The sequence below is a fragment of the Luteimonas terrae genome (genome assembly GCF_004358165.1).
Lineage (GTDB): Bacteria > Pseudomonadota > Gammaproteobacteria > Xanthomonadales > Xanthomonadaceae > Luteimonas > Luteimonas terrae.
Map to the genome: position 1 here is coordinate 299,060 of NZ_SMTG01000005.1, position 25,254 is coordinate 324,313.

Below are 25,254 nucleotides of genomic sequence, written 5' to 3' on the forward strand. Positions count from 1 at the left end.
GGCATTCGTGACGAGCGGCAAGGGTTCTCACGCACTGACAGAAGGCGCGTACTCGAGCCCGGCGACCGCGTACAGGCGCCGACGGGTCAGCGGACCGAACCGGAGCGTTTCGCACAGCGCGTGCAGCGCGTCCGCATCGCCCGGTCGCCGCGCGAAGCCCTGCGCACCTTCGCCCAAAGGCGCGTCGCGCGCGATCGTCGTCAGCTGGCGGTACATCCGTGCGGCGTCGGCATGCAGGCGCAACTTCGGTCCGACCTGGCCGGCGCCGCGGAAGCGCAGGAACTGGATCTCCTCGCTGCGTTCGAGCAGCGCATCCAGCGTGCCGAAATGGTGCAGCAGGCTCGCCGCGGTCTTGCAGCCGATGCCGGGCACGCCGGGAATGTTGTCGACCGCGTCGCCGCACAGCGCAAGGTAATCCGCGATCTGGCGCGCCTCCACACCATGGCGGTCGCGCACCCCGTCGGCGCGCCAGCGCATGTCGCGTGCGTAGTCCCACTGCTCGTCGTGGCCTTCGAGCAGTTGCGACAGATCCTTGTCGGCCGAGACGATCACGCCGTGATGCGCCCGCGCGCGCCCGGCTTCGAGCGCACTGCCGATCAGATCGTCGGCCTCGTATTCGGTATCGGCCAGCACGACGAATCCCAGCGCCCGACACAGCGCCTTGCAGTGCGCGAACTGGCGTCGCAGTTCCTCCGGCGCCGGCGGACGGTTGGCCTTGTAGGCGGGATAGATGCGGTTGCGGAAACTGCTGTCGAGCGCCTCGTCGAACGCGATCGCGATGTAGCGCGGGCTCACCCGTTCGACCAGTTCGGCGACGAAGCGCGCGAACCCGTGCACAGCGTTGGTCGGCCAGCCTTCGGCGTCGCGGAATTCGTCGGGCATCGAATGCCAGGCGCGGAACACGTAGAGGCTGGCGTCGACCAGGTACAGCGGCGCGGTGGCCGGCGTCGCCGGTGCCTGCACCGCCTGCGGCGGCAGGGTCACGGCGCGCGCCAGTCGGTCAGCAGTGATGCCGGATCCGGGCGTTCGCGCTCCGGCGCCTCGATGCGCGGCGTGCCGATGTGGATGAAGCCGGCAATGCGTTCCTGCGCTCCGAGGCCGAGCACGTCGAGCACCGCCTCGTCGAACGCCGGCCAGCCGGTCAGCCACGATGCGCCGAAGCCCATCGCCTGCGCGGCCTGCAGCAGGGCGAAGCACACGCAGCCGGCAGTCAGCAGGCGCTCGACTTCGGGGATCGCGGTGTCGTCGGCGTCCAGCACGGCGACCACCACGATCACCAGCGGCGCGTGCGAGAAGCGCTTGCGGTCCTTGTCGAGCGCAGCGGGCGCCGCCTCCGGGTCGCGTGCGAGGGTGCGGGCGACGAGTCGCTCGCCCAGGGCATCGCGGGCGTCGCCTTCGATGCGCACGAAGCGGAACGGCACGCGCTTGCCGTGGTCGGGCACGCGCACCGCCGAGCGCAGCATGCGCAGCAGTTGTGCATCGTCGGGACCGGGCGGGTCGAGCTGCCGGGCGGGAACCGAGCGGCGCGCATCGAGCGCCGCCAGAGCATCGTGTTCAGTATTTGCGGAAATGGTCACAGACCTGCCGTGGGGGTTCGGGAATCTTATGCGCGGGGCAGTGCGCCCCTTCCCCCGATTCTCCCCCAAATGACGCATCACCACGACATCGGCGCCGGTACCGCTACGCGCGCGGGTCCTGCCCGCGACGCTGCCCGCGTGCTCGAAACGCTGCGCCACGACGCGGTGACCGCGCTGGGTGGCGTGCTGTCGGGGTTCTGGAGTGCGATCGAGGAGCAGGTGCGGCTGGCGGCGCTTGCGCGCCACGACTACATGGTCGCGCAGGAAGAGCGCATGGCCGTGCAGGACCTCAGCCATCGCGCGCTGGAACTGGCCACGCACTACCGCAAGGCGATCGAGACCGAGTTCGACCTCTGGCTGGCCGATCGCCCCGCGCCGCCCGGTGCCGACACGCTGTCGCTGATGTCGGAAGGCGAGCTGGAGATCCATCTCGCCGCGCAGCAGATCGTCGAGCTGATGGACCACCAGTTCCTGCATCCGCTGACCGCACTCGGCGAGCGGCTGGATGCACTGGCCGCGCGGCTGGGCATCGGCGGCGTGCACGCCAACCCGCTGCGCCCGGAAGTGCCGGTGATGGCCTTCATGCGTCTGTTCCAGGCCGACGAGCTGCCGCCCGGGTTGCGCACCTTGGTATTCAACCAGTTCGACAAGCGCATGCCGGGCATCCTCGGCGAGGTCTATGCCAAGGCCAACGCGACCCTGGATGCCGCCGGCATCGGCCCCGGCGCGGATGTCGTGCCCCAGGCGCGACAGCTGGTCCGTGGCACGGCGCCTGCGCGCAGCGGACGTGTCGACGCCGGCGCCGAGACCTGGGTGCCGGACGGCGGCGTGGTCGAACATGCGGTTGCCGGCGACCAGGCCGCAGCGCCCGCCGCAGGCGGCACTGGCTATGGTCCGCTGTCGACAGGACTGATGGACGAACTGGCCGCGCACGGCCAGGCAGCTTCGAATGCTGCCGCGTCGCGCGGCTATCGCGACCTGGTGCGCGAGCAGCTGCACCACTGGCGCGAGCGCCGCGCACATGAAGCGCCGGTCGATGCGGGCGCCGATGGCGCCGGCGGCAACGTGCTGGGCATGTCGCAGCTGCTGAGCGTCGCGCGGATGCTGCAGGGCGACGATCCCGCGCCGTTCGCACGCGCGCTGACCGGCGACGACCGGCGTCGCCTCGGCGACGTGATCCGCGACGAACTGCTGCGCGGACTGCGCGAGCTCGGTGTGGATCCCGAGCAGACGCCGCTGAGCCGCAACGACGAGGACGCGATCGATCTGGTCGGCATCCTGTTCCAGGCGCTGTTCGACGCCAACGATCTGCTGCAGCAGGCGCGCGACATCTACGGCCGCCTGGTCATGCCGTATCTGAAGGTCGCGCTGACCGACGATTCGATGTTCAACCAGCGCGCGCACCCGGCGCGCCGGCTGCTGGACGCGGTGACCGAGGCCTGCGACGGCAACGTCGGCGACACGCCGCAGGACCGCGACCTGCTCGACCAGGCCGGTCGCGTCGTCGACCGCGTCGTCGACGAATATGAAAGCGACCAGGCGGTGTTCGAACTCGCCGCGGGTGAGTTGCGCGAGCGTCTCGACCAGCAGCGTCGACGTGCCGACGTCGCCGAGCGCCGTGCGGCCGAGGCGATCCACGGCCGTGAACGCCTGCAGCAGGCGCGCCGCAGCGTCGACGACATGGTCGCCTCGCGGCTCGCCGACCGCCGCCTGACCGCCGCGGTCGCGTTCTTCCTCGACCGCCACTGGCGGCACCACCTCACTCAGACCTGGCTGCGCGACGGGCCGGATTCGGCGCGGCACCTGGCTGCGATCGGTGTCGGCGACGCGATGGTGCAGGTCGATTTCGACGCCGCGCATGCGCTGGGCAGTGCGGTGGCCGACGAACTGCTGGCGCTGCAGATGCCGCTGGCCGAGTGCTATTCGAGCTGCGGTCTCGATGCGAACGCCGCGCGCGACGCGGTCGCCCGGATCATCGCCGCGCTCGCGCTGCCCGACACGCCGCGCAGCGTGCACGCGCCGCAGCCGCTGGACGCCGAGGACGAGGCGCCGGATCCGGCCTTGCGCCTGGCCGGCGGACACGGCGCGCTCGATTTCGATCCGACCATCGCCGCGCGCATGCGCCAGTTGCGCGTCGGCCAGTGGCTGCGTCTGGTCGACGACAACGGCCGCGAATCGGCGGCGCGTGTCGCCTGGATCAGCCCGCTGACCCAGCGGCTGTTGATCGTCAACCGTCGCGGCATCCGTCGCATGGTGGTGTCGCCCGAGGAACTCGCCGCGCTGGTCGGTGCCGGGCGCGCGGTGGTGCGTGCGGTCGACGCGCCGTTCGACGAGGCGATGAAGCAGTTGTGGCAGCAACTCAATGCCGCCAACGACCCTGCCGGCGACGCTGCGACCGCCTGATCGAAGGCCTTTTCCACGCATGATCGATTGCTCGCGTTAAGACGCCGGCATGTCGCTTGCGTTATTGTCCGGCCATCCTCAGGGGGCTGGAGTGGGCGCGATGCCCGTGTCGACGCAAGGACCGGGCGATGCCCTGCGGGCGGAAACGCCGGCGCAATTGATGGAAGGAATCCGTCGCGAGGCCACCGCGCGGCTGCTGCCGTTGCTGGGCGAAACGCTGCGCAGCGAGCGCGCGCGCGTCCAGAAATCCCTCGAAGCGGCGACCGGCGACTCGCCGGCGCGCGCGATGGAATCCGAAGACCTCGCCAGCCTGACCGTGCTGGCCGCCGAACTGATCCAGCACGAGCAGAAGTGGCAGAAGGCGCTGGGTGAGGTGTTCGCGGTCTGGCCCGATCCGCCGGTCGCGCAGGGACACGATGCGTATTCGCTGCTCTCGGACGACGAACTGCAGGCGCAGCTGATCGGCCAGCCCGTCGCCGAAGCGCTGGACCGGCGCTTCGAGAGCGTGCGCGACATCATCGACCGGCGCCTGCACACGCTGGCCGCGCGCCTGCAGTACCGCGGCCGGCCGTCGAATCCGCTGGCTGCGCGTTTCCTCGTCGAGAGTTTCCTGCGTGCATTCGATGCCGGCGACTGCGGCCGTCGCCTGCGTGCGGCCCTGCTGCGTCGTCACGAAGCGCTGCTCGATGGCGAACTCGCCGCGCTCTACGGCTGGTGCAACACGCGACTGGCCGAAGCCGGCTGCGCGCTCGCCGGCGACAGCGACCAGGCGGCGCTGATCGCCGGCCTCGGCGGTTCGATGGACGCGGTGCCGGCCAACAAGACGCGGATCTGGGAGACCGGCAACGCGGTCGCCCGCGCGGGCGCGGGGGCATCGCCGGCGTCGCGGCTCGAGGCGCCACGCGGCAATCTGCTGCGCCGTCATGCCCGACGCCAGCGCGACGACCGACGCGCGGAACTCGACGCGGCCGAGCGCAGCTTCCTGCGCGACGAGTTCATGTCGACGCTCGCGCTGCTGCAGGCCGACCGCCTGCTGCCGCCGGGCACGTCGCATGCCGCGCGTCTGCGCGAGGGCATGTACATGGTGGCCGGCGGGCTGGGCATCGATCGCCGCACGGTCGCGTTCGATGCCGAACAGGACGAGGCGATGACCGTCGTCGGCGCGCTGTTCGACCGCCTCGCTGAACGTCATACGTTGGGACCTGCGGCGCGCGAGAAGCTGGCGCTGCTGGCGGTGCCGTGGCTGCACCTCGCGCTCGAGGATCCGCAGCTGTTCGAGCCTTCCTCGCCGCCGGCGATGCAGGTGCTCTCGCTGCTGGTGGAGCTGTGGGACGGCACCGATGGCGGCGATGCCCAATCGCTGGAACTGCAGACCCTCGCCGATCGCGTCGCCGATGCGATTCTAGACGCGCCGCACGGCGACGGCCGGGTATTCGCCGCGCAGCTGGCGCAGATCGATGCCGCGCTCGCCGCCGGCCGGCGTCGCGCCGAAGCGGTCGAGCGCCGCACCTGGCAGGCGCTGCGCGGGCGCGAACGGCTCGATGCGGCGCGCCGCCAGGCATCGTTCGAACTCCAGCGCCGGCTCGAGGGGCGCCCCTTGCTGCCGAGCGTGGCCGGCTTTCTCGATGTCGAATGGCGACAGGCGCTGGCCCAGGCCTGGCTGCGCGACGGCGACGCGTCAGACCGCTATCGCGAAGTGCTGTCGCTGGGCGATGCACTGGTCGAATCCGATGGCCTCGCGGCCAACGACGGCGGCAGCGCCGTGGCCGACCGGCTGCTCGGCATGCTGCCGGCGCTGCGCGATTGCTGCGCGCAGTGCGGCGCCGATCCCGCGGCGACCGAAGCGCGTCTTGCCGGGCTCGTCGCCGAGCACGCCAGCCCCACACCCAGGCAGGTGCACGTGCCGACGGCCCCGGCCGGCGACGACGCACCGCTGCTGCCGGACGACGCGGATCTCGTGGCCGGCCTGGCCGACACGCGTTTCAGCGAAGGGCAGCGCTTCGTGCAGCCGGGCGCGGCGGGCGTGGGCCGCACGCTGCGGCTGGCCTGGCGCAGCTCGCTCAGCGGCGCCTGTCTGCTGGTCAACGCCAGCGGCACGCGCGAACTGCTGCTGATGCCCGACGCGCTACAGGCGATGATCGATTCCGGGCATCTGCAGGCGCGGCCCCCGAATGGCGGCGCGGTGTCCGAAGCGCTGTCGACGCTCGCTGCCCGGGCCGGCGCGGCCTGACCGGGCCGGTATCGCTGGGCTAGGATGGCCCCGACTCCAGGGCGAGGGCGGTGTCGATGGCGGTGACGATCGGCGTGGCACGTGAGACCGCGGTGGGCGAGCAGCGCGTCGCGCTGACGCCCGAGACCTGCAGAAAGTTCGTCGCTGCCGGCGCGCAGGTGCGCGTGGAGCGCGGCCTCGGCGCCGGCGCGCACATTTCCGATGCGGCGTTCGCCGAAGCCGGTGCGACGCTGGTCGATGACGCGGCCGCGGCCGTATCCGGGGCGGCGCTGGTGCTCTGCGTGCGGCCGCCGGATGCCTCGCGGCTGCAGTCGCTCGATGCCGGCGCGGCCGTGATCGGGGTGCTGCAACCCGACGCCGATGGTGCGCGTGGCGAAGCGATCACCGCCCGCGGACTGCTGGCGTTTCCGCTCGAACGTCTGCCGCGCACGACGCGCGCGCAGGCGATGGACGTGCTCAGTTCGCAGGCCGGCATGGCCGGCTACAAGGCGGTGCTGATCGGCGCGCAGCTCGCGCCGCGGTTCTTTCCGATGCTCACGACCGCTGCCGGCACGATCCGGCCTTCGAAGGTGCTCGTGATCGGCGCAGGCGTTGCCGGGCTGCAGGCGATCGCGACCGCCAAGCGCCTCGGCGCGCAGGTCGAGGGCTTCGACGTGCGTCCGGAAACGCGCGAGCAGATCGAATCGCTGGGCGGCCGCTTTCTCGAGCTGGGCGTCAGTGCCGCAGGCGAAGGCGGCTATGCACGCGCACTGACCGACGACGAGCGCGCCGAGCAGCAGCGCCGGCTCGGCGAGCATCTCAAGAGCGTCGACGTGCTCGTCTGTACCGCGGCCGTGCCGGGACGCCCCGCGCCGAAGATCGTCACCGCGGCGATGGTCGCGGGCATGCGGCCGGGCAGCGTGATCGTCGATCTGGCCGCCGAGAGCGGCGGCAACTGCGAGGCGACGCGACCGGGGGAAACGAGCGACGTCGATGGGGTGACCGTTGCCGGGCCGCTGGATCTGGCGTCGATGGGCGCCACCCACGCGAGCGAGATGTTCGCCCGCAACGTGTTCAATTTCGCCCAGCTGCTGCTGGTCGAAGGCGCACTGGCGCCGGACTGGAACGACGAATTGCTGGCGAAGACCGTGTGGCCGGCGAGAGCCGCTGCGGAGCACGCGGCAACCTGAGAGCGGCGTGTGCTTGTGCCTTCCCCCGATTGCGGGGGCGGACGTTCACGTCGCGCAGCCTGCCATTCGCGAGCAAGCCGGCAAGCATCGGCCTTTCGTTCAAGAGGATTGACGGTTCGCGCCACCCGACCCTCCCCCGCAGGCGGGGGGAGGGCTCCGGTCATGACTGCGTTGACCTGTCGACAGCGGTCGATCAGCGCTCGCGGGGACTCCGCGGCGGCGCGGGGTTCTCGGCCGCCCAGCGACGGCGCTGCTCGGGTGTCATCTGCTTCCAGCGGTCGCGCAGGGCTTCGCGCTCGGCCTCGGGCAGGGTGCGCAGCTTGCTGTAGAGCGCACGCGCTTCCTCGCGCTGCTCGGGTGGCAGACGCTTCCAGCTGTGCATGCCTTCGCGCGCCTCCGCGCGCTCGGCCGGCGTCATCGATTGCCAGCGGCGCGCGTGCTCGAGCATGCGGCTGCGGTCCTCGGCGCTGGCGTTGTTGTAACGCTCGCGGATGGGGCTGATGAGCTGTTCGCGCTGCGCGGGCGTGAGCTGGTCCCAGGCGGACGCGGGCGCCGACTGGGCGAACGCGCCGCCGCAGAGCAGCAGCGACAGCAGGGCGGTCGGGACGAGGATCCGGGACGAGTGCGCTGACATGGTCACTCCACAGCGAGCAGGGTGGTTTCGTTGGCGGCGAGCCAGCGATAGAAGTCGGGGGATTCTTCGTAGCTGGCCAGGGCTTCGGCGACACCTTCGTCCAGGTGCGCGGCCGAGTCGGCGGCGGCCAGTACCGGCGTGGCGGCAGGTGCGGCGACGTCGGCGTCCGGCATCAGTGCACGCGCACCGATCGCCATCGCGCACACCGCGGCGAACCCCGTCGCCAGCGGCAGGCCCCAGCCGCGTCGCGCGGGCGTCGCGGACTGCGCGGCGGCATGACGCCCGCGGTGCAGGCGCGCGGTCGTCGCCGGACTGATGGCGCCCTGCGCATGGCGGTACAGCGCGCGCAGCGCGGCATCGTCCTGGTCGTGCGGGCCGGTCATCGAAATTCCTCCAGGTGCTTCTGCAGCGCCTCGCGGGCGCGGAACAGATGGGTCTTCACCGACCCCTCGCCGCATCCCATGATGCGTGCGGTGGTCGGCACGTCGAACTCTTCAAGCACGCGCAGCGTGAACGCTTCGCGCTGGCGTCGCGGCAGTTGCCGCAGGACCGCCGTCAATCGTTCCCAGGCCTCGCGGCCATCGTGGTTGCGCGACGGGTCGGGGCCGTCGTCGGCCCAGTCGATCTCCTCGCCGTCGGGCATCCGCGCGTCGCCGAGCCAGCCGAGGCGGAAGGTCCGGCGCCGCTGCACGTCGATGATCCGGCTACGCAGCACGGTCCAGAACAGCGGCGTCCACTCGCCTGGCGGCCGGTCGCGATAGCCGAGCATCTTGGTCATCGCGTCCTGCACCGCGTCGAGCGCGTCGTCGCGGTGGCGCAGGCCCAGCTCGGCAAAACGGAACGCGCGACGCTCGACGCTCGCCAGAAACCCTTCGAGCGTCGTCGGCAGATCGGGACCTGCGGCGTCGGCCGCGTCGGGATATTCGCTCACGTCGCCAAGCCTATCGCGCGCGGCGGACGCATGCGGGGCGGGGAAGTGGCTGCCATCCATCGTCGGGGTTGTCGCCAGTGGCGGGTTGTACACGGTCAACGCGTGCGTGCCGCGGCGGTTGACGCCGCCGGTGGTCGCCTGCTGGCGCCCCGTTCAAGCACGGTTATGATGCGGACGAGGGGCCCCGGGGAATCGCGATGATCGATGGTGTCGTGGCGCTGTACATCTTCATGCTGGCGGCGATCGCCGGCCACGTGATCATCTCGCGGGTGCCGGTGATCCTGCATACGCCGCTGATGTCGGGTTCGAACTTCATCCACGGCATCGTGCTGATCGGCGCGATGCTGGTGCTGGGCCACGCCGACACCACGCTCGAGAAGATCATCGGTTTCATCGCCGTGCTGATGGGCGCCGGCAACGCGGCCGGCGGCTACGTGGTGACCGAGCGGATGCTCGAGATGTTCAAGCCGTCCGGCCGGCCGGGGCAGGGCGGCTGATGGCGGCGGCACCGGAGACGCGCGCATGAGCACGCTCGGGATGATCGTCGCCGCCAGCTACTTCGTCGCCGCCACGCTGTTCCTGCTCGGCCTGCAGCGCATGGCCTCGCCGCGCACGGCGCGCTCGGGCATCCAGTGGGCCGGCGTGGGCATGGTGCTGGCGACGCTGGCCACGTTCCTGGTGCCGGGGCTGGAAAACATCGGCCTGATGCTGGTAGCGATCGCGCTGGGCACGGGGCTCGCGTGGATCTCCGGCAAGAAGGTCGCGATCACCGACATGCCGCAGATGGTCGCGCTCTACAACGGCCTGGGTGGCGGGTCGGCAGCAGCGATCGGTGCGGTCGAACTGCTGCGCTGGTCCGGCACGGGCGCCGCGCCGCCGCGGCTGTCGCTGGTGCTGGCGGTACTGGGCGCGCTGATCGGCGCGGTCGCGCTGTCGGGCTCGGTCATCGCCTGGGCCAAGCTCGACGGGCGCATGGACAAGCGTTACGTGTTCCCGGGCCAGCAGCTGTTCAACCTGGCGGTGTTCGTCGCTGCGCTGATCGCCGGGGGCCTGATCGTGCACGCGCTGGGCTTGCCGTGGATCGTCGCGTTCTTCGCGCTCGCACTGGCGCTGGGCGTGCTGATGACGCTGCCGATCGGCGGCGCCGACATGCCGGTGGTGATCTCGCTCTACAACGCGTTTACCGGTCTGGCGGTCGCGCTCGAAGGCTACGTGCTCGGCAACGAGGCCCTGATCATCGCCGGCACCATGGTCGGCGCGGCCGGCATGCTGCTGACGAAACTGATGGCCAAGGCGATGAACCGGTCGATCGCCAGCGTGCTGTTCTCGAACTTCAGCGCGAGTGGCAGAGGCGCCGCGATCGAGGGCAGCCAAAAGCCCATCGAGGCGGCCGATGTCGCGGCACTGATGGCGTATGCGCAGCGCGTGGTCATCGTGCCCGGATATGGCATGGCCGTGGCCCAGGCGCAGCACAAGATCTGGGAGCTGAGCCAGCGGCTGATCGAGCGCGGGGTCAAGGTGCGCTTCGCCATCCATCCGGTGGCCGGGCGCATGCCCGGGCACATGAACGTGCTGCTGGCCGAGGCCGGGGTGCCCTACGACCTGATCGTCGACATGGACGATGTGAATCCGGAGTTCTCGAACACCGACGTCGCCCTGGTGATCGGCGCCAACGACGTGGTCAATCCGGTCGCCAAAACCGACCCGCAGAGTCCGATCTACGGCATGCCGATCCTCGACGTGGTGCTGGCGAAGAACGTCGTGGTGATCAAGCGCGGCAAGGGCACGGGCTTTGCCGGCATCGAGAATGCGCTGTTCTATGCCGACAACACCCGCATGCTCTACGGCGACGGTGCGGAAGCGGCCGGCGCGCTGGTGGCCGAGCTCAAGGCGCTCGACGGCGGCGGACACTGACGCAGCCGCGCGGAGCGACGGGCTCAGCGCGACAGCACCGCCGCAATCACCAGGCCGGCCGCGAGCCATGCCAGGTCCACGCTCGAGTTCGCCAGCGACGCCAGCGTCCAGGCGTGATGCGGGCCCAGCTTGAGCGCCGATTCCCACGGCACCATGCCCATCGGCCGGGCGAGCTGGGAGGCGACGATGCCCCAGTTGGCGATGACGATCGCGAGCAGTGTCGCCGCGGTCCCGGCGATCGCGCGCACCGCGCCCGGACGCGCGCGCGCCAGTCGGAGTAGCCAGGCGGCATCGAGCGCGGCGATCACCGCCATCCAGCTCGACTGGGCCCCGCGCGTGTCGGCCAGCAGGATCCAGGCGGCAGCGATGCCGACACTTCCGAGCAGCAGCAGGGCGGTCGCCAGCGGCCAGCGCCGGGCGCGCGCGGTGTCGGGCATGGAAGGCTGCGATGCGGAAACGGGCGGCCAGCATACCGGCGCGCGACAGTACAATGACAGCACTTGTCGTGGCCGCCGTTCGCCACAATCTTCCAGGCCATGTACTCCCGCAGCAGCGAACCCGTCCGTTTCGAGCGCGATTGCGCCGCCGTCCTCGTGCCGGCCGGCGAACACGTGACCCTGCCTGCCGGCAGTGCCGGCTACATCACCCAGGCACTGGGCGGCAGCTACACGCTGTTCGTCGAGGGCAACCTGTTCCGCATTTCCGGCCGCGATGCCGATGCGATCGGCAAGGAGCCGCCGGTGCCGCTGGAGCTCCCCGACGGCGCCGACAACGCCGCGGTCGAACGCATGGTCTGGGACCAGCTGCGCACCTGCTTCGATCCGGAGATTCCGATCAACGTGGTCGACCTGGGCCTGGTGTACGAGGCCGAAGTGCAGCCGGCCGACGACGGCCAGCGCCGCGTCGAGGTCAAGATGACCCTCACTGCGCCCGGCTGCGGCATGGGCGACATCCTCGTCGACGACGTGCGCAGCAAGCTCGAACTGATCCCGACGGTCGTCGAGGCCGATGTCGAGCTGGTGTTCGACCCGCCGTGGAACCGCTCGATGATGTCCGAGGCCGCGCGCCTCGAGACCGGCATGATGTAAGCCGCCGGGCGCTCCGTCCGCGCGCCCGATGTCTGCTCCCGACTCCTGATCCGGTGACACATCGCGTCGCCGGCGTCGTCGTGCGCCCGGTTATCGGCGCCTCGCATACACAACCTCCTGGCGGTCCCTGCGCACGCCGGATTCAGCGTGCGTTCGGTCTCAGATTCATGACCTGTTATGTCACTTTGTGACGTAACGCACGCTTTCGCCGGCGCTTTTAACGGTTTTTTACGTTGTGGATCGACTGCAGTGTCGCGTAGCGTCAGTTTGCGGTCAGTTTCGTCACGTCCGCGTTCTCGCGGAGCGGACCACGCCTGTAGGCGATGCATCCCGTTCCAACTCTGCCGCCGCCGTGCGGCCTTCCCATCGTTCCGGGGTCACGAATGTCGAAGCAGCACCATGCACCGCGCCGACGCCTGATCGTCGCCGCCACGTCTCTCGCGCTCGCAGCGGTCGCACCGCTGTCGCTCCATGCCACGGAACGGCTCAACCTCGGCGGCCTGCAGTCGGGCGACACCCACGACCGCTTCATCGTCAAGTACCGGGATGGCGCGGCGGCCCAGGTCGACACCGCCGCCATCGACGCCTCGCTCCGCGCGGTGGCCGGCAAGCTCACCGTCAGTGGCGGCGGCAAGCAGTTGCGGGTCGAACACCTGCGGCGCATGGCGCAGGGCGCCGACGTCGTGCGGACCAGCCGCAAGCTCGACCGCGCCGACGCCGAGTCGCTGATGCGCCAGATCGCCGCCGATCCGAACGTCGAGTTCGTCGAGGTCGATCGTCTCAACCAGGTGTTCTGGACGCCCAACGATCCGCGCTTCAGCAGCCAGTACGGCTTCGGCACCGGCGCTGGCGGCATCCGCGCGACGACCGCCTGGGACACCACGAAGGGCGCAGGCGCCGTGGTGGCCGTGCTCGATACCGGCATCACCAATCACAGCGATCTCAACGCGAACATCCTGCCCGGCTACGACTTCATCATCGACCCGGCCGTGTCGGGCGACGGCGGCGGCCGTGATGCCGACCCGAGTGACCCGGGCGACTACTACAACGGGCGCGCGTCGAGCTGGCACGGCACGCATGTCGCCGGCACCGTCGCGGCCGTGACCAACAACGGCATCGGCGTGGCGGGCACGGCGCCGGAATCGAAGGTCGTGCCGGTGCGCGTGCTCGGCCGCGGCGGCGGCTATGACTCCGACATCGCCGACGCGGTGATCTGGGCCTCCGGCGGCACGGTCAGTGGCGTGCCGGCCAACGCCAATCCGGCCGAGGTCATCAACCTCAGCCTCGGCGGCGCGGGCACCTGCGGCAACGCGATGCAGAACGCGATCAACGGCGCGGTCGGCCGCGGCACCACGCTGGTCATTGCGGCGGGCAACAGCAACGCCAACGTGTCGGGCTTCTCGCCGGCCAACTGCAGCAACGTCATCGCGGTGGCATCGAACACCAGCACCGGCGCACGCTCGAGCTTCTCCAACTACGGCGCCGGCATCACGATCTCCGCGCCGGGCTCGGGCATCGTCTCCACGCTCAACAGCGGGCAGACCACGCCGGGCAGCGAGAGCTACGCGTCCTACGACGGCACGTCGATGGCGGCGCCGCACGTGGCCGGCGTCGTCGCGCTAATCCAGTCGGTCTCCAATCCGGCCAAGACACCGGCGCAGATCAAGACCCTGCTGACCAGCACCGCGCGCGCGTTCCCGTCGACCCCGTCGCAGCCGATCGGCGCGGGCATCGTCGATGCGGCGGCCGCGGTCGCAGCCGCGACCGGTGGCACCGTGCCCAACCCCGATCCCGATCCGGGCGCCGGCGGTCTGCAGAACGGTGTGCCGGTCACCGGCATCTCCGGGGCGGCCGGCAGTACGCGGACCTGGACGTTCAACGTGCCCTCGGGCGCGCGCAACCTGGTCATCGCGATCTCCGGCGGCAGCGGCGATGCCGACCTGTACGTCCGCCGCGGCAGCGCGCCGACCACGTCCAGCTACGACTGCCGTCCCTATCGCACGGGCAATACCGAAAGCTGTTCGTTCGCCACACCGCAGGCGGGCACGTACCACGTGATGGTCCGCGGCTACACATCGTTCTCCGGGGTCACGCTGCGCGCCAGCCACAACTGAAGACGGGCGCGGGGAGAGTGCGGGGAAGGAAGGGCAGGTGCAGGCATCGAGCGTGATGCCTGACGCCGGCGGGGCACGCCGCGAATGGCTGGCCCCGCTTTTTCTGGTCACCAACGAGGGGTAGGAACAGGATGAAGACACTCATCGCTTGCATCACCGCCGGCACGCTGTCGGTCGGGGCCGCGGCAGCCGCCACACGCGACGCGCGGCCGGCCGCATTCGACAACCGATTGCCGTCCGAGACGACCGTCGAACTCAAGCGCATGCCGACGGTCGACGCCGCGCGTCTGCGTGCCGAGGACGCGCAGCAGGATCGTGCGATGGGGCTGCGCCCGATCCGCTTCGCCACGCCGCATGCGGTGAACCTGACGCCGAACAACGCCGGCGACTGGGACCAGATCGCCGGCGACAACCTGGTGTGGCGCCTGCGCGTGGAATCGAAGGACGCGCTGTCGCTGAACTTCGGTTTCTCCGAATTCCACCTGCCCGAAGGCGCGCGACTGCTGGTCTATCCCGAGGGCCTGCAGAAGAACGCCAAACCCGAAGCGATCCAGACCTTCACCGCCGCCGACAACAAGGCCAGCGGCAGCCTGTGGACGCCGATCGTGCCGGGCGACAACGCGGTGATCGAAGTCGTCGTGCCCAAGGCGCGCGTCGGCGAACTCAAGCTGCGGCTGACCAGCGTCAATCACGACTACGTCGGCTTCGGCCGCCTGGCCCGCGAAGGCGCGCTGGCCCAGACCAAGGGCGTGTCGGGCAGCTGCAATGTCGACGTGGTGTGCCCGGACGGCGACGAGTTCCGCGACGAGATCCCGTCCGTCGGTGCCTACTCGCGCTTCGGCACGTTCTACTGCAGCGGCTCGCTGGTGAACAACACCGCGGGCGACCAGAAGATGTACTTCCTCACCGCGCACCACTGCGGCATGGGCACCGCCGATGCGGCCGCCAGCATCGTCGTGTACTGGAACTACCAGAACTCGACCTGCCGCAACCCGGGCAGCGCCGAGAGCGGCGCCAATGGCGACGGCAGCCTCGCGCAGAACCAGACCGGCGCCGTGGTCCGCGCGACCTATGCCGCGTCCGACTTCACCCTGCTCGAGCTCGACGACGCCGCCGACGAGAGCTTCAACCTCAGCTGGTCGGGCTGGGACCGCCGCGATCTCGCGCCGGCCGGCGCAACCGGTATCCACCATCCGCGCGTCGCGGAGAAGCGCATCACGCATTCGGACAACCCGCTGCGCGTCGAGGGCTATCTGGGCGCAAGCGGCAACTCGCATCTGTGGGTGCAGTGGAACCAGCGCGGCACCACCGAGGGCGGGTCCTCGGGTTCGCCGATCTACAGCCCCGAAGGTCGCGTCATCGGCCAGCTGCACGGCGGTTACGCCTCGTGCACCACGACCGGCGCCGACCACGTGGACTGGTACGGCCGCGTGTTCACCTCGTGGACCGGCGGCGGCACCGCGGCCACGCGTCTGAGCGACTGGCTCGATGCATCGGGCACGGGCGCGGAGTTCGTCGACACCATCGGCGCCGACGGCGGCGGTGTGCCGGGCGCGCCGGTGGCGGGCTTCGACTTCACCGTCGACAACGACACGCTGACCGTGACCTTCACCGATACCTCCAGCGACGACGGCGAAATCGTCTCGTACGCCTGGGCGTTCGGTGACGGCACCACGTCGACCGAGGCCAATCCGGTCAAGACCTACGACGAGGCCGGCGTGTATTCGGTCGCGCTGACGGTCACCGACGACGAGGGCAACACCCATACCCGCACCCAGCAGGTGGAAGTGGGCGACCTCGGCCCCGATGCGATCGAACTGACCAACCGTACGCCGGTGCCCGGTCTGTCGGGCGCGGCCGGCACGGAGCTGCTCTACAGCATCACCGTGCCGGAGAACGTCAGCGGTCCGCTGTCGATCACCACCTCCGGCGGCAGCGGCAACGTCTCGCTGTACGTCAGTGCAGACGAGGAGCCCTCGGCCGACAGCTACGACTTCGTCTCGCAGCGTCCGGGCAACAACGAGGTGGTGCGCATCGCCAATGTCGAGGCGGGTACCTACTACGTAAAGGTCGTCGGCCAGTCCGCGTTCGCCAACGTCACCGTGCAGGCGCGTCACAACCCGCCGAGCGAAGGCGGCGGCGACGGCAGCCTGCGCAATGGTGTGCCGGTGACCGGTCTGAGCGGCGCGGCAGGCAGCCAGCAGTTCTGGACGATCCAGGTGCCGGCCGGCACCGCCAGCCTGCGCGTGGCGATGAGCGGCGGTTCGGGCGACGCGGATCTCTACGTCCGCGCCGGCTCGCAGCCGACCACGACGGCCTACGACTGCCGTCCGTACCTGACCGGCAACAACGAGACCTGCACCATCAGCAATCCGGCGGCCGGGACCTATCACGTGCTGATCAACGCCTACACGGCGTTCGACGGGGCGTCGCTGGTCGCCAACTGGTGACATCGCCGGCCTTCACTCCGGACCTGCCCGGAGTGAAGGCATCATCGGCGGACCGCAACGACAGGTAGCGCGCTCCGCGGAGACGGCCATGTTCCAGCACCTTCTCGCGCGGCGCCTCGGCGCCGCGTGTTTCGTTCCGGCACTGCTGCTGTCGGCCTGCGCGATGGGCGGCGATCCGCCCACACGACCGACCAGCGAGGCCAGCGCCATGCAGCAGCGTTTCATCGTCCGCTATGTACCCGGCACCGCGCCGGAGCGCGACTCGACCCTGGTCGCCGACCGCATCGAAGCGACCGCGCGCAGCGCCGGCATCGTCGATGCAAGGGGCTCACCGGGGGATGTGACCTGGTTGCGCCGACTCGCGGTCGGCGCTGACGTCGTGTCGATCACGCCCGAGCTCGACGCCGCACAGGCGCAGCGCCTGCTCGACGCCCTGAACGCGGACGCCGACGTCCAGTACGCCGAACCCGACGGTCGCATGACCATCGGTCCGGGTCCGGAGATGCGGATGCGCGGCACGCCGGTCGAATGACCGGCGCAGGCATTCAGCCGATCGGTTCGAAGCGGTTGGCTTCGACGTTCTTGCGCACCTTCAGCGGATCCCAGATCCGGCCGTTCATCGCCACGTAGACACCCGGCGGCTTGGACTGCACGGCGCCGACGGCGGTGCCGATGTTGAATTCGGCGTCCGAGCCGCGGAACCGCGCAGGACTCAACGCGCCGGTCAGGATGATCGTCTTGTCGGTGATCGAGGCCAGCACCTTGGCGGTCTCGACCATCGAGTCGGTGCCGTGGGTCAGCAGCACGTGCCGTGCGGGCTGCGCGGCGATGGTCGCGCGGATCAGCTCGCGGTCCTCGTCGGTGATGTGCAGCGAGTCCTTGCGGATGATCGGAATCACCCGGAAGCGGAACGCGACGCCGAGTTCCTCGAGCATGCGTCCGATCTGCGGATCGCCGACCTGGAAGTCCGACTTGTCGTCGAAGTAGATCTTGTCGATCGTGCCACCGGTGGTGACGATCAGCAGCTCGTCCATCGTGATGCGGTCCTGCAGGCCAGCGAAGCGGGGCGCCCATGATACCGGGGCGACGCACCTCGCCGTGGCGACGGTCATTGCTTGGTCGCGCGCCGGTGCGCGAAGCGCGCGCGGATGCCGGGCAGGCTGGCCGAGAACACGACCGACAGCGACAGCGCGATGCCGGCCCACGGCCACAGGCCGAGTTCGGGATAGGTCCAGGCATACATGACGCCGTGCGAGAACCAGAACAGCGCCGCGATGCCCGACAGCAGCGGCGCCGCGCGCAGGCCGGCGAGCACGCCGGCGAGCAGCAGCAGCGGCGGCGCCACGAACACGATCAGGGCGGCGACGAAATGCGCATCACCGCGATGCCACAGCAGGTAGAGCAGGGCGAGCAGCGCGAGCGAGATCGCCAGCACGACACGCGACATCGACCAGGCCGCCTTCATGCGCCGAGCTTCGCCGCCAGCGTCGCGATGCGGCGGCCGAGCGCACGCGCCAGCACGGCCTCGTCGTCGGTCGGCTGCGGATCGTCCTGCTGCCCGGCGACGTGGCTGGCGCCATAGGGCGTGCCGCCGCCACGCGTGCTGGTCAGCGCGGGCTCGGTGTACGGAATGCCAGAGATCACGCAGCCGTGGTGCAACAGCGGCACCAGCATCGTCAGCAACGTGGCTTCCTGGCCGCCATGCTGCGTGGCGGTCGAGGTGAAGACGCCGGCCGGCTTGCCGACCAGCGTGCCGCTGGCCCACTCCGCGCCCAGGCCATCGAGGAAGTGCTTCAGCGGCGCGGCCATGTTGCCGAAGCGCGTCGGACTGCCGAGCAGCAGGCCGGCGCATTCGGCCAGATCCGCGCGCTCGACATAGGGCGCCCCGTCCTCGGGCACCGGGGGCGCGGCCTGCTGGGTGACCGCCGCGACCGGCGGCACCGTGCGCAGCCGTGCCTGCATGCCGTCGACCTCGCCGATGCCCCGCGCGATCTGCCGGGCCAGACGCGCGACCGAACCGTTGCGGCTGTAGTAGAGAACGAGGATGTCGGGCATGGGTGGACGGAGATTGCGGACAGAGGCCCGCAGTCTGACACGCATGCAACTGCAGCCTGATCCTCGAACGCCGAACGCCGTCATTCCGGGGAACGCGGGAGGTCCCCGGTACAGCAGGCGCAAGCGCGGATTCACGACACCCGGTGTGACAAGGCATGGGTCTGTCGAGAGCCGGCGGCATGACGCGCAAGTGCCTTGCGTCGAGCGGCTCCCGCATGCATCCACCTCCGGAGCGCTTTGCTACGCTTCGGCCGATGGAGCCCCTCGACACATTCACCCGCTGGAGCGAACGCGCGATGGACCGCGCGCGCGCGCTGACCTTCGCGCGGTTCCTGTGGCGACGCTTCCTCGACGACCGGCTGTTCGAAGCCGCCGGCGCACTGGCGTTCACCACGGTGTTCGCGCTGGTGCCGCTGTCGATGGTGGTGTTCGGCGTGCTGGCGGTGTTCCCGGCCTTCAGCCAGTGGCGCGACCAGCTCAGCGACTACATCTTCTCCAACTTCGTGCCCGATTCGGCGCGCGCGGTCGAGGCGGTGCTGCTGCAGCTGTCGACCAACACCGGCCAGTTGACGACGATCGGCGTGATCGCGCTGGTGATCTCGGTGCTGGTCACGCTGCTGAGCGTGGAGACCACGTTCAACCGCATCTGGCGGGTGAAATCCGCGCGCCCGACCTTCGGCCGTTTCCTCGTCTACTGGACGGTGCTGACGCTGGGCGCACTGGTGGCCACGGCCAGCCTCGCGGTGTCGGCACGCTTCTTCGCGCTGGAGATCTTCAGCACCGAGTCGGGCCAGCTGCTGCGCGGGCTGATGCTGTGGGCGGCGCCGATGCTGATCGAGCTTGCTGCGTTCACGACGATCTTCCGCGTGGTGCCGCACCGCACCGTGCAATGGCGGCATGCGCTCGCCGGCGCGACGCTGGCGGTGCTGCTGTCGGAGGTCGTGAAGTGGGCGATCGGCCTGTATCTCGGCAGCTTCGATGCGTACGAGCGCATCTACGGGCAGATCGCGTTCCTGCCGATCTTCCTACTGTGGGTGTACCTGAGCTGGGTGGCGATCCTGCTCGGTGCCTCGTTCGCGTCGTCGATCTCGGCGTTCCGCTACCAGCCCGCGCACATGCGCCTGCCGCGCGGCTACGAACTCTACGGACTGCTGCGCATGCTCGGCCGCTTCGCACATGCGCGCACGCAGGGCCGTGGCCTGCACAGCGACGAGATCCAGGAACTCGAGCCGATGCTGACCGACACGCTGGTCCAGCAGATGCTCGCCGAGCTCGAGGAGATCGCGCTGCTGCGGCGCGCCGAGACCGGCGAATGGCTGCTCGCGCGCGATCTGGGCGATCTCACCGTCGGCGAACTCTACGAAGCCTGCCATCTGCGCATCCCGGTGGCCGAGGCGCATCTGCCATGCCGCGACGATGCACTCGGCGTGGCGTCGGCGCAGGCGCTCGACGATCTGCGCATTCCCCTGCGCGACCTGCTCAAGAAGCGGGTCGCCAGTCTTTACGTGTCCCCGGAGACCTCTGCATGAACCGCTACGCCCTCTGCCTCGCATCCGCCCTGTTGCTGGCGGCCTGTACGCCGGACGGACAGGCCCCAGCCACCGATGCCGCGCCGGCGGCACCGGCCACGCAGACGGATGCAGGTGCGACGGCTGCACAGGTGCCTTCGAAGTCCCATCCGTCGTTGCAGGTCGACACGCTCGACGGCGGCCGCTTCGACCTCGCCGAACATCGCGGCCAATGGGTGGTCGTGAATTTCTGGGCGACGTGGTGCGCACCGTGCCTGAAGGAAATGCCCGAGCTTTCGGCGCTCGACGCGATGCGCGAGCACGTGCAGGTGGTCGGCCTCGCCTACGAGGAAATCGAGGCCGACGACATGCGCGCCTTCCTGCAGAAGCATCCGGTGGTCTACCCGATCGCGATCGTCGACACCTTCGATCCGCCGGCCGATTTCGACACGCCGGTCGGCCTGCCGATGACCTATCTGATCGGGCCCGAGGGGCAGGTGGTCGAGAAGATCCTCGGACCGGTCACGGCCGAGAGTCTCGAGGCGCTGATCGCCAAGGCCGGCGGACCGGCCGTCGAGGCCTGAGCCTTCAGTCGGGCACGAACGGCGGCAGCGGCGGCAGCACGTCGTAGCGCTCGGGCCGCGGCTTGCGCTTGAGCGCCGGGAACCTGATACCCGGCGCATCGACAGCGGTGTCGGGCAGGCGATCGAGCAGATCGCGCAGCAGGGTCAGGCGGCCGCGCTGCTGGTCGTTGAAATCCACCAGCGTCCACGGTGCGTGCGCGGTGTGCGTGGCGCGCAGCATGACGTCGCGCGCTGCCGTGTAATCGTCGTAGCGCGTACGCGCGGCGACGTCGACGGGCGAGAGCTTCCAGCGCTTGAGCGGGTCGTGCAGACGTTCGGCGAAGCGCGCTTCCTGCTGCGCCTGGTCGCAGCCGAGCCAGTACTTGAACAGCAGGATGCCGTCGTCGACGAGCTGTTGCTCGAACGCCGGTGCCTGGGTGAGAAATGCGCTGACCTGTTGCGGCGTGGCATAGCCCATCACCGATTCGACGCCGGCGCGGTTGTACCAGCTGCGGTCGAACAGGGCGATTTCGCCCGCCGAGGGCAGGTGCGCGACGTAGCGCTGGAAATACCACTGGCCGGCCTCGCGATCGCTGGGCTTGGGCAGTGCGACGACGCGGCACTGGCGCGGATTGAGATGCGCGGCGATCGATTCGATCGCGCCGCCCTTGCCCGCGGTGTCGCGGCCTTCGAACAGCACCAGCAGCCGGCGTCCACTGTGCTGCAGCCAGCGCGCCACCGCGGCCAGTTCGATCTGCATCGGTTCGAGGGCGGACTCGTAGGCCCTGCGCTTGAGCGGCTTCATCGAGGACTCCATCGACAGCGGCGTGCTTACTCGCGCGCCTTGCGGGTCGGCGCCTGGGCCATGGTGCGTGCGACCTCGAGCAGCGCACCCTGCTGGCGACTGCCGAGGGCGCGATAGGCCGCCAGCAATTCGTGTTCGCCCTTCGTGCGCGCGGGATCGAGCGTGGCGGCGAGCGTCGCCAGCAGGGCGCCGGCCGGTACGCCGAACGCGCGCGCCAGCTGGTCGAGCTGCGCGCGGCCCGGTGTCTTCTCGCCCCGCATCCAGGCCGACACCGTCGCCGCGCCAACGCGTGGAATCGCCGCGGCGATTTCCGCCGCGGTCAGGCCGCTGGCTTTGGCGAGCAGGCGCAGGGTCTGGTCGATCGCCACGGTCACTCCTTCAGGCGGGGCCGGATGGTCGCGAGATTGCAGGGTTTCGTACGCGCGTCGAGCTGGTGCCGGACGATCTTCTCCCACGCCGTGCGGCAGGCGGAGGTGGAGCCGGGCAGGGCGAACACGAAGGTCGCATTGGCCAGGCCGGCGAACGCGCGCGACTGCAACGAGGACGTGCCGATCTCCTCGACTGACACCGCGCGGAACAGTTCGCCGAAGCCCGGCATTTCCTTGTCGAGCAACGGCAGCAGCGCTTCGGGCGTGGAATCGCGTCCGGTAAAGCCGGTGCCGCCGGTGACGAGGATGCCGTCGACGTCCGGGTCGGCGATCCACTTCGACACCAGGGCGCGCATCGCGTAGCGGTCGTCAGGGAGCAGGGCGCGCTCGACGACGCGGTGGCCTTCGGCGGTCAGCGATTCGGCCAGATAGGCGCCGGAACTGTCGGTCTCCAGCGTGCGGCTGTCGGACACGGTCAGCACGCAGATGGCGAGCGGAATGAAATCGGATTGGGCGGTCATGTGCGCAGGTTAGCCCGATGCGCGTTCGCCGTCTGTGGCCGGTGTGATCCGCGCTCAGACCACGGTCGTGTGCAGCGGCAGCCGGAACTGCAGGCTGCCGTCGAAATGATCCCAGCCTGCCGCGAGATACAGCGCCTGCGCGGCGACGTTGTCAGGCGTGGTGTCCAGTTCCAGGCGCAGCGCGCCGTCGTCGCGCGCGAACGCCGCGGCGGCGTCCAGCAGGGCGCGCGCGAGACCGCGGCGGCGCTGCGTGGGCAGGACGTACAGATCGTTGAGCACCCAGACGCGGGCCAGTCGCACCGACGACCAGGTCGGATAGAGCTGCACGAAGCCGGCATCGCCCTCGGCCAACAGCAGGACCGACTGGTTCCGCGACAGACGTTCAGCGAGGAAATCGCGGCTGCGCGCCGGCGACGGCGCCTGGCCGAAATCGGTACGGTAGCGCTCGAACAGCGCCGCTGCCGTGTCGAGATCTTCGATCGATGCGCGCCGCACGCCGGACCCGCTCATGTGCCGCGTGTCAGCGCCGCCAGCGCATCGGCCTGATGTTCCTGCGACAGGCGATCGACCAGCGCATCGACATTGCCCTCGAGCACATTCGGCAGGTCGTACAGGGTCAGGCCCTCGACGCGGTGGTCGGTGATGCGGCCCTGCGGATAGTTGTAGGTGCGGATGCGCTGGCTGCGATCGCCGCTGCCGACCTGCAGCTTGCGGATCTCGGCCGTCGCGGCGGCGCGGCGTTCGGCTTCGGCCTCGGCAAGCATCGCGCGCAGGCGCTTCATGGCCTTGTCGCGGTTGGCGTGTTGGCTGCGCTCGGTCTGCGACTCGACGACGACGCCGGTCGGCACGTGGGTGATGCGGATCGCCGAATCGGTCTTGTTGACGTGCTGGCCGCCGGCGCCGGACGAGCGGAAGGTATCGACCTTCAGGTCGGCGGGATTGAGCACGATGTCCACCGTATCGTCCTCGACCGGGATGATCGCGACCGTCGCGGCCGAAGTATGGATGCGGCCCTGGGACTCGGTTTCGGGCACGCGCTGCACGCGGTGGGTGCCGGATTCGAACTTCAGGCGCGCGTACGCGCCCGCGCCGTCGACGCTGGCGATGATCTCGCGGTAGCCGCCGTGTTCGCCCGGGCTCGCCGATTCCACGTCGATGCGCCAGCCCTGACGCTCGGCGTAGCGGCTGTACATCCGGAACAGATCGCCGGCGAAGATCGCCGCTTCGTCGCCGCCGGTGCCGGCGCGGATTTCGAGATACAGGCCGCCCTCGTCGCGCGCGTCGCGCGGGACCAGCAGGGCGAGCAGCTTGGCTTCCAGCGCTTCGAGGCGCGCGTCGGCGGCGGCGATTTCCTCCTGCGCCATTTCGCGCATGTCCGGATCGTCGAGCAACGTACGCGCGGCCTCGAGGTCGTCGAGCGTGCGGCGTTCGTCGGCCAGCGCGGTCGACAGCGGTTCGAGTTGCGAGAACTCGTGCGAGAGCGCGCGGAAACGCGCCTGGTCGGCGACGGTCGCAGGATCGGACAACAGGCGTTCGAGTTCTTCGCGGCGTTCGGCCAGCGCTTCGAGCTTACGGCGCAGGGTCGGCAGCATCGGGGGTCCGGAGATCGTTCAACGGGAGCACGGCATCGGACGGCAGCAGCGCGTCGAGACTGTCGGCCAGGGTGTCGTCGCCACGCAACGCCGCATCGCGCAGGGCGGCGGTCGGCACATGCAACAGGCGGTTGGTCAGGGTGTGGGCGAGCAGTTCCAGCACCGCGTCGGGCGACTGGCCCGCGGCGAGCTGCTGCCGGGCGCGGGCGAGGACTTCGCTGCGGACAGCCTCGCCGTGCGCACGCAGGCGCTTGACCGGCGCCAGCCGGCCGCGCGCGGCGGCCGACTCGCCGAATCGCGTGACCTGCAGGTCGATGATCGCCTCGGCATCGCCGGCGGCTTCGCGGCGTCCGCGGCGGTTGTCGTCGAGCGTGCGTTCGAGATCGTCGACGGTGTACAGGAACACGTCGCGCAGCTCGGCCACGTCCGGCGCGATGTCGCGCGGCACGGCCAGGTCCATCAGCAGCATCGGCCGGTGCTTGCGCGCGGCCAACGCCGCGGCGACCTGGTCGCGACGGATCACCGGCTCGCGGCTCGCGGTCGCGGAAAACACGATGTCGGCCAGGAACAGGTGCCGGTCGAGTTCGTCGAGTGGCAGGGCGATGCCGCCATGGCGCGCGGCGAGTTCCTGCGCGTGCGCATAGGTGCGGTTGGCGATCAGCAACCGCTTGACCTTCGCATTGGCCAGATGGCGCGCGGCCAGTTCGATCGTCTCGCCGGCGCCGACCAGCAGCACGGCCGAATCCGACGGGCGCGCGAAGGAGTCCTGCGCGAGGCGGACCGCGAGCGAGGCCACCGACACCGGGCTGTTGCCGATGCGTGTCTCGCTGCGCGCGCGCTTGGCGGTGACGAAGGCATGCTGGAACACACGGTCGAGCTCGCCGCCCAGCGTGCCGGCCGCGCGCGCGCTGGCCCAGGCCTGCTTCACCTGGCCGAGGATCTGCGGCTCGCCGAGGACCAGCGAATCGAGCCCGGTCGCCACCCGGAACAGATGCCGGACAGCATCGGCATCGCGGTGGCGGTACAGATAGGCCTGCAGCGACCCGCCGGCCAGCGCGGCGTCGTCGCCGGGATGGGTCGCGAGCCAGTGCGCCAAGGCATCGCCGTCGTCGTCGCACACGGCGTACAGCTCGGTGCGGTTGCAGGTCGACAGCAGCGCCACCTCGCGCACCGGCGGCAACGCACGCAGCTGCGCCAGCGCCGCATCGAGCGCATCGCCGGCGAACGCCACCCGTTCGCGCAGGGCGACCGGCGCGGTCTGGTGGTTGATGCCGAGGGCGAAGAGACTCATGGGCGGGCGTGTCTGCGGACGCGTATTTCCGTTCAGGCGCT

Annotated in this window: 26 protein-coding genes; 11 read left to right on the forward strand and 15 right to left on the reverse strand. The window is 70.2% G+C overall.

The window, feature by feature from the left end; translation table 11 throughout:
* Positions 1-27: 27 nt before the first annotated feature.
* Positions 28-984: a 5'-3' exonuclease gene (locus E2F49_RS13375; protein ID WP_243713602.1), complete on the reverse strand. Its 957-nt coding sequence runs from the start codon at positions 982-984 to the stop codon at positions 28-30.
* Positions 981-1,571 (reverse strand): nitroreductase family protein, encoded by a 591-nt coding sequence (locus tag E2F49_RS13380; RefSeq protein WP_243713608.1) that lies wholly within the window; start codon positions 1,569-1,571, stop codon positions 981-983. The genes E2F49_RS13375 and E2F49_RS13380 overlap by 4 nt, the downstream gene beginning before the upstream one ends.
* 75 nt (positions 1,572-1,646) lie before the next feature.
* Here E2F49_RS13380 and E2F49_RS13385 point away from each other — a divergent pair, with 75 nt between their 5' ends.
* The 3 genes from E2F49_RS13385 to E2F49_RS13395 all read left to right on the forward strand — a co-directional run bounded on the left by E2F49_RS13385 (position 1,647) and on the right by E2F49_RS13395 (position 7,379).
* Entirely contained in the window at positions 1,647-3,980 is a 2,334-nt protein-coding gene (locus E2F49_RS13385) for a DUF1631 family protein (RefSeq protein WP_133394333.1), read from the forward strand.
* A gap of 160 nt (positions 3,981-4,140) precedes the next feature.
* Positions 4,141-6,210: a DUF1631 family protein gene (locus tag E2F49_RS13390; protein WP_165971240.1), complete on the forward strand. Its 2,070-nt coding sequence runs from the start codon at positions 4,141-4,143 to the stop codon at positions 6,208-6,210.
* A 56-nt stretch (positions 6,211-6,266) separates the two neighbouring features.
* A complete protein-coding gene (locus E2F49_RS13395; RefSeq protein WP_133394335.1) occupies positions 6,267-7,379 on the forward strand; it encodes an NAD(P) transhydrogenase subunit alpha in 1,113 nt (370 codons plus the stop codon).
* Positions 7,380-7,572: 193 nt separating this feature from the next.
* Here the strand turns inward: E2F49_RS13395 and E2F49_RS13400 are convergent, their stop codons facing one another.
* From E2F49_RS13400 to E2F49_RS13410, 3 genes are read right to left on the reverse strand one after another with little or no spacing between them, the layout of a single operon-like run.
* Positions 7,573-8,013, reverse strand: a complete 441-nt coding sequence (locus tag E2F49_RS13400) for a DUF3106 domain-containing protein (protein WP_133394336.1) — start codon at positions 8,011-8,013, stop codon at positions 7,573-7,575.
* 2 nt (positions 8,014-8,015) lie between these two features.
* A complete protein-coding gene (locus tag E2F49_RS13405; RefSeq protein ID WP_133394337.1) occupies positions 8,016-8,396 on the reverse strand; it encodes a hypothetical protein in 381 nt (126 codons plus the stop codon).
* A complete protein-coding gene (locus E2F49_RS13410) occupies positions 8,393-8,944 on the reverse strand; it encodes an RNA polymerase sigma factor (RefSeq protein WP_243713603.1) in 552 nt (183 codons plus the stop codon). The genes E2F49_RS13405 and E2F49_RS13410 overlap by 4 nt, the downstream gene beginning before the upstream one ends.
* 197 nt (positions 8,945-9,141) lie before the next feature.
* Here E2F49_RS13410 and E2F49_RS13415 point away from each other — a divergent pair, with 197 nt between their 5' ends.
* Both E2F49_RS13415 and E2F49_RS13420 read left to right on the forward strand, forming a co-directional pair.
* On the forward strand, positions 9,142-9,441 hold the full coding sequence (locus E2F49_RS13415; RefSeq protein WP_055246766.1) for an NAD(P) transhydrogenase subunit alpha part 2: 300 nt from the start codon (positions 9,142-9,144) through the stop codon (positions 9,439-9,441).
* Between the two features lie 25 nt (positions 9,442-9,466).
* Positions 9,467-10,858, forward strand: a complete 1,392-nt coding sequence (locus tag E2F49_RS13420; protein WP_133394338.1) for an NAD(P)(+) transhydrogenase (Re/Si-specific) subunit beta — start codon at positions 9,467-9,469, stop codon at positions 10,856-10,858.
* Between the two features lie 23 nt (positions 10,859-10,881).
* Here E2F49_RS13420 and E2F49_RS13425 read toward each other — a convergent pair whose 3' ends face one another.
* The gene (locus E2F49_RS13425) at positions 10,882-11,295 is read right to left on the reverse strand and encodes a hypothetical protein (RefSeq protein ID WP_055246770.1); all 414 of its coding nucleotides are present in this window, start codon (positions 11,293-11,295) and stop codon (positions 10,882-10,884) included.
* 99 nt (positions 11,296-11,394) lie between these two features.
* Here E2F49_RS13425 and sufT point away from each other — a divergent pair, with 99 nt between their 5' ends.
* The 4 genes from sufT to E2F49_RS13445 all read left to right on the forward strand — a co-directional run bounded on the left by sufT (position 11,395) and on the right by E2F49_RS13445 (position 17,042).
* Complete coding sequence (gene sufT, locus E2F49_RS13430) at positions 11,395-11,946, forward strand: putative Fe-S cluster assembly protein SufT (protein ID WP_133394339.1); 552 nt, start codon at positions 11,395-11,397, stop codon at positions 11,944-11,946.
* Positions 11,947-12,329: 383 nt separating this feature from the next.
* Complete coding sequence (locus tag E2F49_RS13435; RefSeq protein WP_133394340.1) at positions 12,330-14,060, forward strand: S8 family peptidase; 1,731 nt, start codon at positions 12,330-12,332, stop codon at positions 14,058-14,060.
* A gap of 131 nt (positions 14,061-14,191) precedes the next feature.
* A complete protein-coding gene (locus E2F49_RS16735) occupies positions 14,192-16,510 on the forward strand; it encodes a pre-peptidase C-terminal domain-containing protein (protein ID WP_133394341.1) in 2,319 nt (772 codons plus the stop codon).
* Positions 16,511-16,598: 88 nt separating this feature from the next.
* Complete coding sequence (locus tag E2F49_RS13445; protein ID WP_133394342.1) at positions 16,599-17,042, forward strand: hypothetical protein; 444 nt, start codon at positions 16,599-16,601, stop codon at positions 17,040-17,042.
* 13 nt (positions 17,043-17,055) lie between these two features.
* On the opposite strand, the gene E2F49_RS13450 is transcribed toward E2F49_RS13445, so the two are convergent.
* From E2F49_RS13450 to wrbA, 3 genes are all read right to left on the reverse strand, one after another.
* Entirely contained in the window at positions 17,056-17,544 is a 489-nt protein-coding gene (locus E2F49_RS13450; RefSeq protein ID WP_055246777.1) for an asparaginase domain-containing protein, read from the reverse strand.
* 74 nt (positions 17,545-17,618) lie between these two features.
* Complete coding sequence (locus E2F49_RS13455; protein ID WP_133394343.1) at positions 17,619-17,975, reverse strand: DUF2069 domain-containing protein; 357 nt, start codon at positions 17,973-17,975, stop codon at positions 17,619-17,621.
* Positions 17,972-18,565, reverse strand: coding sequence for an NAD(P)H:quinone oxidoreductase (gene wrbA, locus E2F49_RS13460; RefSeq protein WP_133394344.1), 594 nt, complete (start codon positions 18,563-18,565; stop codon positions 17,972-17,974). The genes E2F49_RS13455 and wrbA overlap by 4 nt, the downstream gene beginning before the upstream one ends.
* A 254-nt stretch (positions 18,566-18,819) precedes the next feature.
* On the opposite strand from wrbA, the gene E2F49_RS13465 reads away from it, so the two are divergent.
* Entirely contained in the window at positions 18,820-20,094 is a 1,275-nt protein-coding gene (locus tag E2F49_RS13465; protein ID WP_133394345.1) for a YihY family inner membrane protein, read from the forward strand.
* Complete coding sequence (locus E2F49_RS13470) at positions 20,091-20,657, forward strand: TlpA family protein disulfide reductase (protein WP_133394346.1); 567 nt, start codon at positions 20,091-20,093, stop codon at positions 20,655-20,657. The genes E2F49_RS13465 and E2F49_RS13470 overlap by 4 nt, the downstream gene beginning before the upstream one ends.
* A 4-nt stretch (positions 20,658-20,661) precedes the next feature.
* On the opposite strand, the gene ppk2 is transcribed toward E2F49_RS13470, so the two are convergent.
* The 6 genes from ppk2 to hemA are packed head-to-tail and all read right to left on the reverse strand — an operon-like array spanning position 20,662 to position 25,213.
* Positions 20,662-21,441 (reverse strand): polyphosphate kinase 2, encoded by a 780-nt coding sequence (gene ppk2 / locus E2F49_RS13475; protein ID WP_133394347.1) that lies wholly within the window; start codon positions 21,439-21,441, stop codon positions 20,662-20,664.
* A 26-nt stretch (positions 21,442-21,467) separates the two neighbouring features.
* Positions 21,468-21,809: a helix-turn-helix domain-containing protein gene (locus E2F49_RS13480; protein ID WP_055249735.1), complete on the reverse strand. Its 342-nt coding sequence runs from the start codon at positions 21,807-21,809 to the stop codon at positions 21,468-21,470.
* A 2-nt stretch (positions 21,810-21,811) separates the two neighbouring features.
* Positions 21,812-22,330, reverse strand: a complete 519-nt coding sequence (moaB, locus tag E2F49_RS13485; RefSeq protein WP_133394348.1) for a molybdenum cofactor biosynthesis protein B — start codon at positions 22,328-22,330, stop codon at positions 21,812-21,814.
* Positions 22,331-22,384: 54 nt separating this feature from the next.
* Positions 22,385-22,840, reverse strand: coding sequence for a GNAT family N-acetyltransferase (locus E2F49_RS13490; protein ID WP_133394349.1), 456 nt, complete (start codon positions 22,838-22,840; stop codon positions 22,385-22,387).
* Entirely contained in the window at positions 22,837-23,922 is a 1,086-nt protein-coding gene (prfA, locus tag E2F49_RS13495; protein ID WP_133394350.1) for a peptide chain release factor 1, read from the reverse strand. The genes E2F49_RS13490 and prfA overlap by 4 nt, the downstream gene beginning before the upstream one ends.
* On the reverse strand, positions 23,900-25,213 hold the full coding sequence (gene hemA / locus E2F49_RS13500) for a glutamyl-tRNA reductase (protein ID WP_133394351.1): 1,314 nt from the start codon (positions 25,211-25,213) through the stop codon (positions 23,900-23,902). The genes prfA and hemA overlap by 23 nt, the downstream gene beginning before the upstream one ends.
* Positions 25,214-25,254 lie beyond the last annotated feature (41 nt).

Coding starts and splice junctions, on each gene's coding strand:
- E2F49_RS13385 (WP_133394333.1), top strand. CDS start 1,647: ATGACGCATCACCACGACATCGGCGCCGGTACCGCTACGCGCGCGGGT.
- E2F49_RS13390 (WP_165971240.1), top strand. CDS start 4,141: ATGGAAGGAATCCGTCGCGAGGCCACCGCGCGGCTGCTGCCGTTGCTG.
- E2F49_RS13395 (WP_133394335.1), top strand. CDS start 6,267: ATGGCGGTGACGATCGGCGTGGCACGTGAGACCGCGGTGGGCGAGCAG.
- E2F49_RS13400 (WP_133394336.1), bottom strand. CDS start 8,013: ATGTCAGCGCACTCGTCCCGGATCCTCGTCCCGACCGCCCTGCTGTCG.
- E2F49_RS13405 (WP_133394337.1), bottom strand. CDS start 8,396: ATGACCGGCCCGCACGACCAGGACGATGCCGCGCTGCGCGCGCTGTAC.
- E2F49_RS13415 (WP_055246766.1), top strand. CDS start 9,142: ATGATCGATGGTGTCGTGGCGCTGTACATCTTCATGCTGGCGGCGATC.
- E2F49_RS13420 (WP_133394338.1), top strand. CDS start 9,467: ATGAGCACGCTCGGGATGATCGTCGCCGCCAGCTACTTCGTCGCCGCC.
- E2F49_RS13425 (WP_055246770.1), bottom strand. CDS start 11,295: ATGCCCGACACCGCGCGCGCCCGGCGCTGGCCGCTGGCGACCGCCCTG.
- sufT (WP_133394339.1), top strand. CDS start 11,395: ATGTACTCCCGCAGCAGCGAACCCGTCCGTTTCGAGCGCGATTGCGCC.
- E2F49_RS13435 (WP_133394340.1), top strand. CDS start 12,330: ATGTCGAAGCAGCACCATGCACCGCGCCGACGCCTGATCGTCGCCGCC.
- E2F49_RS16735 (WP_133394341.1), top strand. CDS start 14,192: ATGAAGACACTCATCGCTTGCATCACCGCCGGCACGCTGTCGGTCGGG.
- E2F49_RS13445 (WP_133394342.1), top strand. CDS start 16,599: ATGTTCCAGCACCTTCTCGCGCGGCGCCTCGGCGCCGCGTGTTTCGTT.
- E2F49_RS13450 (WP_055246777.1), bottom strand. CDS start 17,544: ATGGACGAGCTGCTGATCGTCACCACCGGTGGCACGATCGACAAGATC.
- E2F49_RS13455 (WP_133394343.1), bottom strand. CDS start 17,975: ATGAAGGCGGCCTGGTCGATGTCGCGTGTCGTGCTGGCGATCTCGCTC.
- wrbA (WP_133394344.1), bottom strand. CDS start 18,565: ATGCCCGACATCCTCGTTCTCTACTACAGCCGCAACGGTTCGGTCGCG.
- E2F49_RS13465 (WP_133394345.1), top strand. CDS start 18,820: ATGGAGCCCCTCGACACATTCACCCGCTGGAGCGAACGCGCGATGGAC.
- E2F49_RS13470 (WP_133394346.1), top strand. CDS start 20,091: ATGAACCGCTACGCCCTCTGCCTCGCATCCGCCCTGTTGCTGGCGGCC.
- ppk2 (WP_133394347.1), bottom strand. CDS start 21,441: ATGAAGCCGCTCAAGCGCAGGGCCTACGAGTCCGCCCTCGAACCGATG.
- moaB (WP_133394348.1), bottom strand. CDS start 22,330: ATGACCGCCCAATCCGATTTCATTCCGCTCGCCATCTGCGTGCTGACC.
- E2F49_RS13490 (WP_133394349.1), bottom strand. CDS start 22,840: ATGAGCGGGTCCGGCGTGCGGCGCGCATCGATCGAAGATCTCGACACG.
- prfA (WP_133394350.1), bottom strand. CDS start 23,922: ATGCTGCCGACCCTGCGCCGTAAGCTCGAAGCGCTGGCCGAACGCCGC.
- hemA (WP_133394351.1), bottom strand. CDS start 25,213: ATGAGTCTCTTCGCCCTCGGCATCAACCACCAGACCGCGCCGGTCGCC.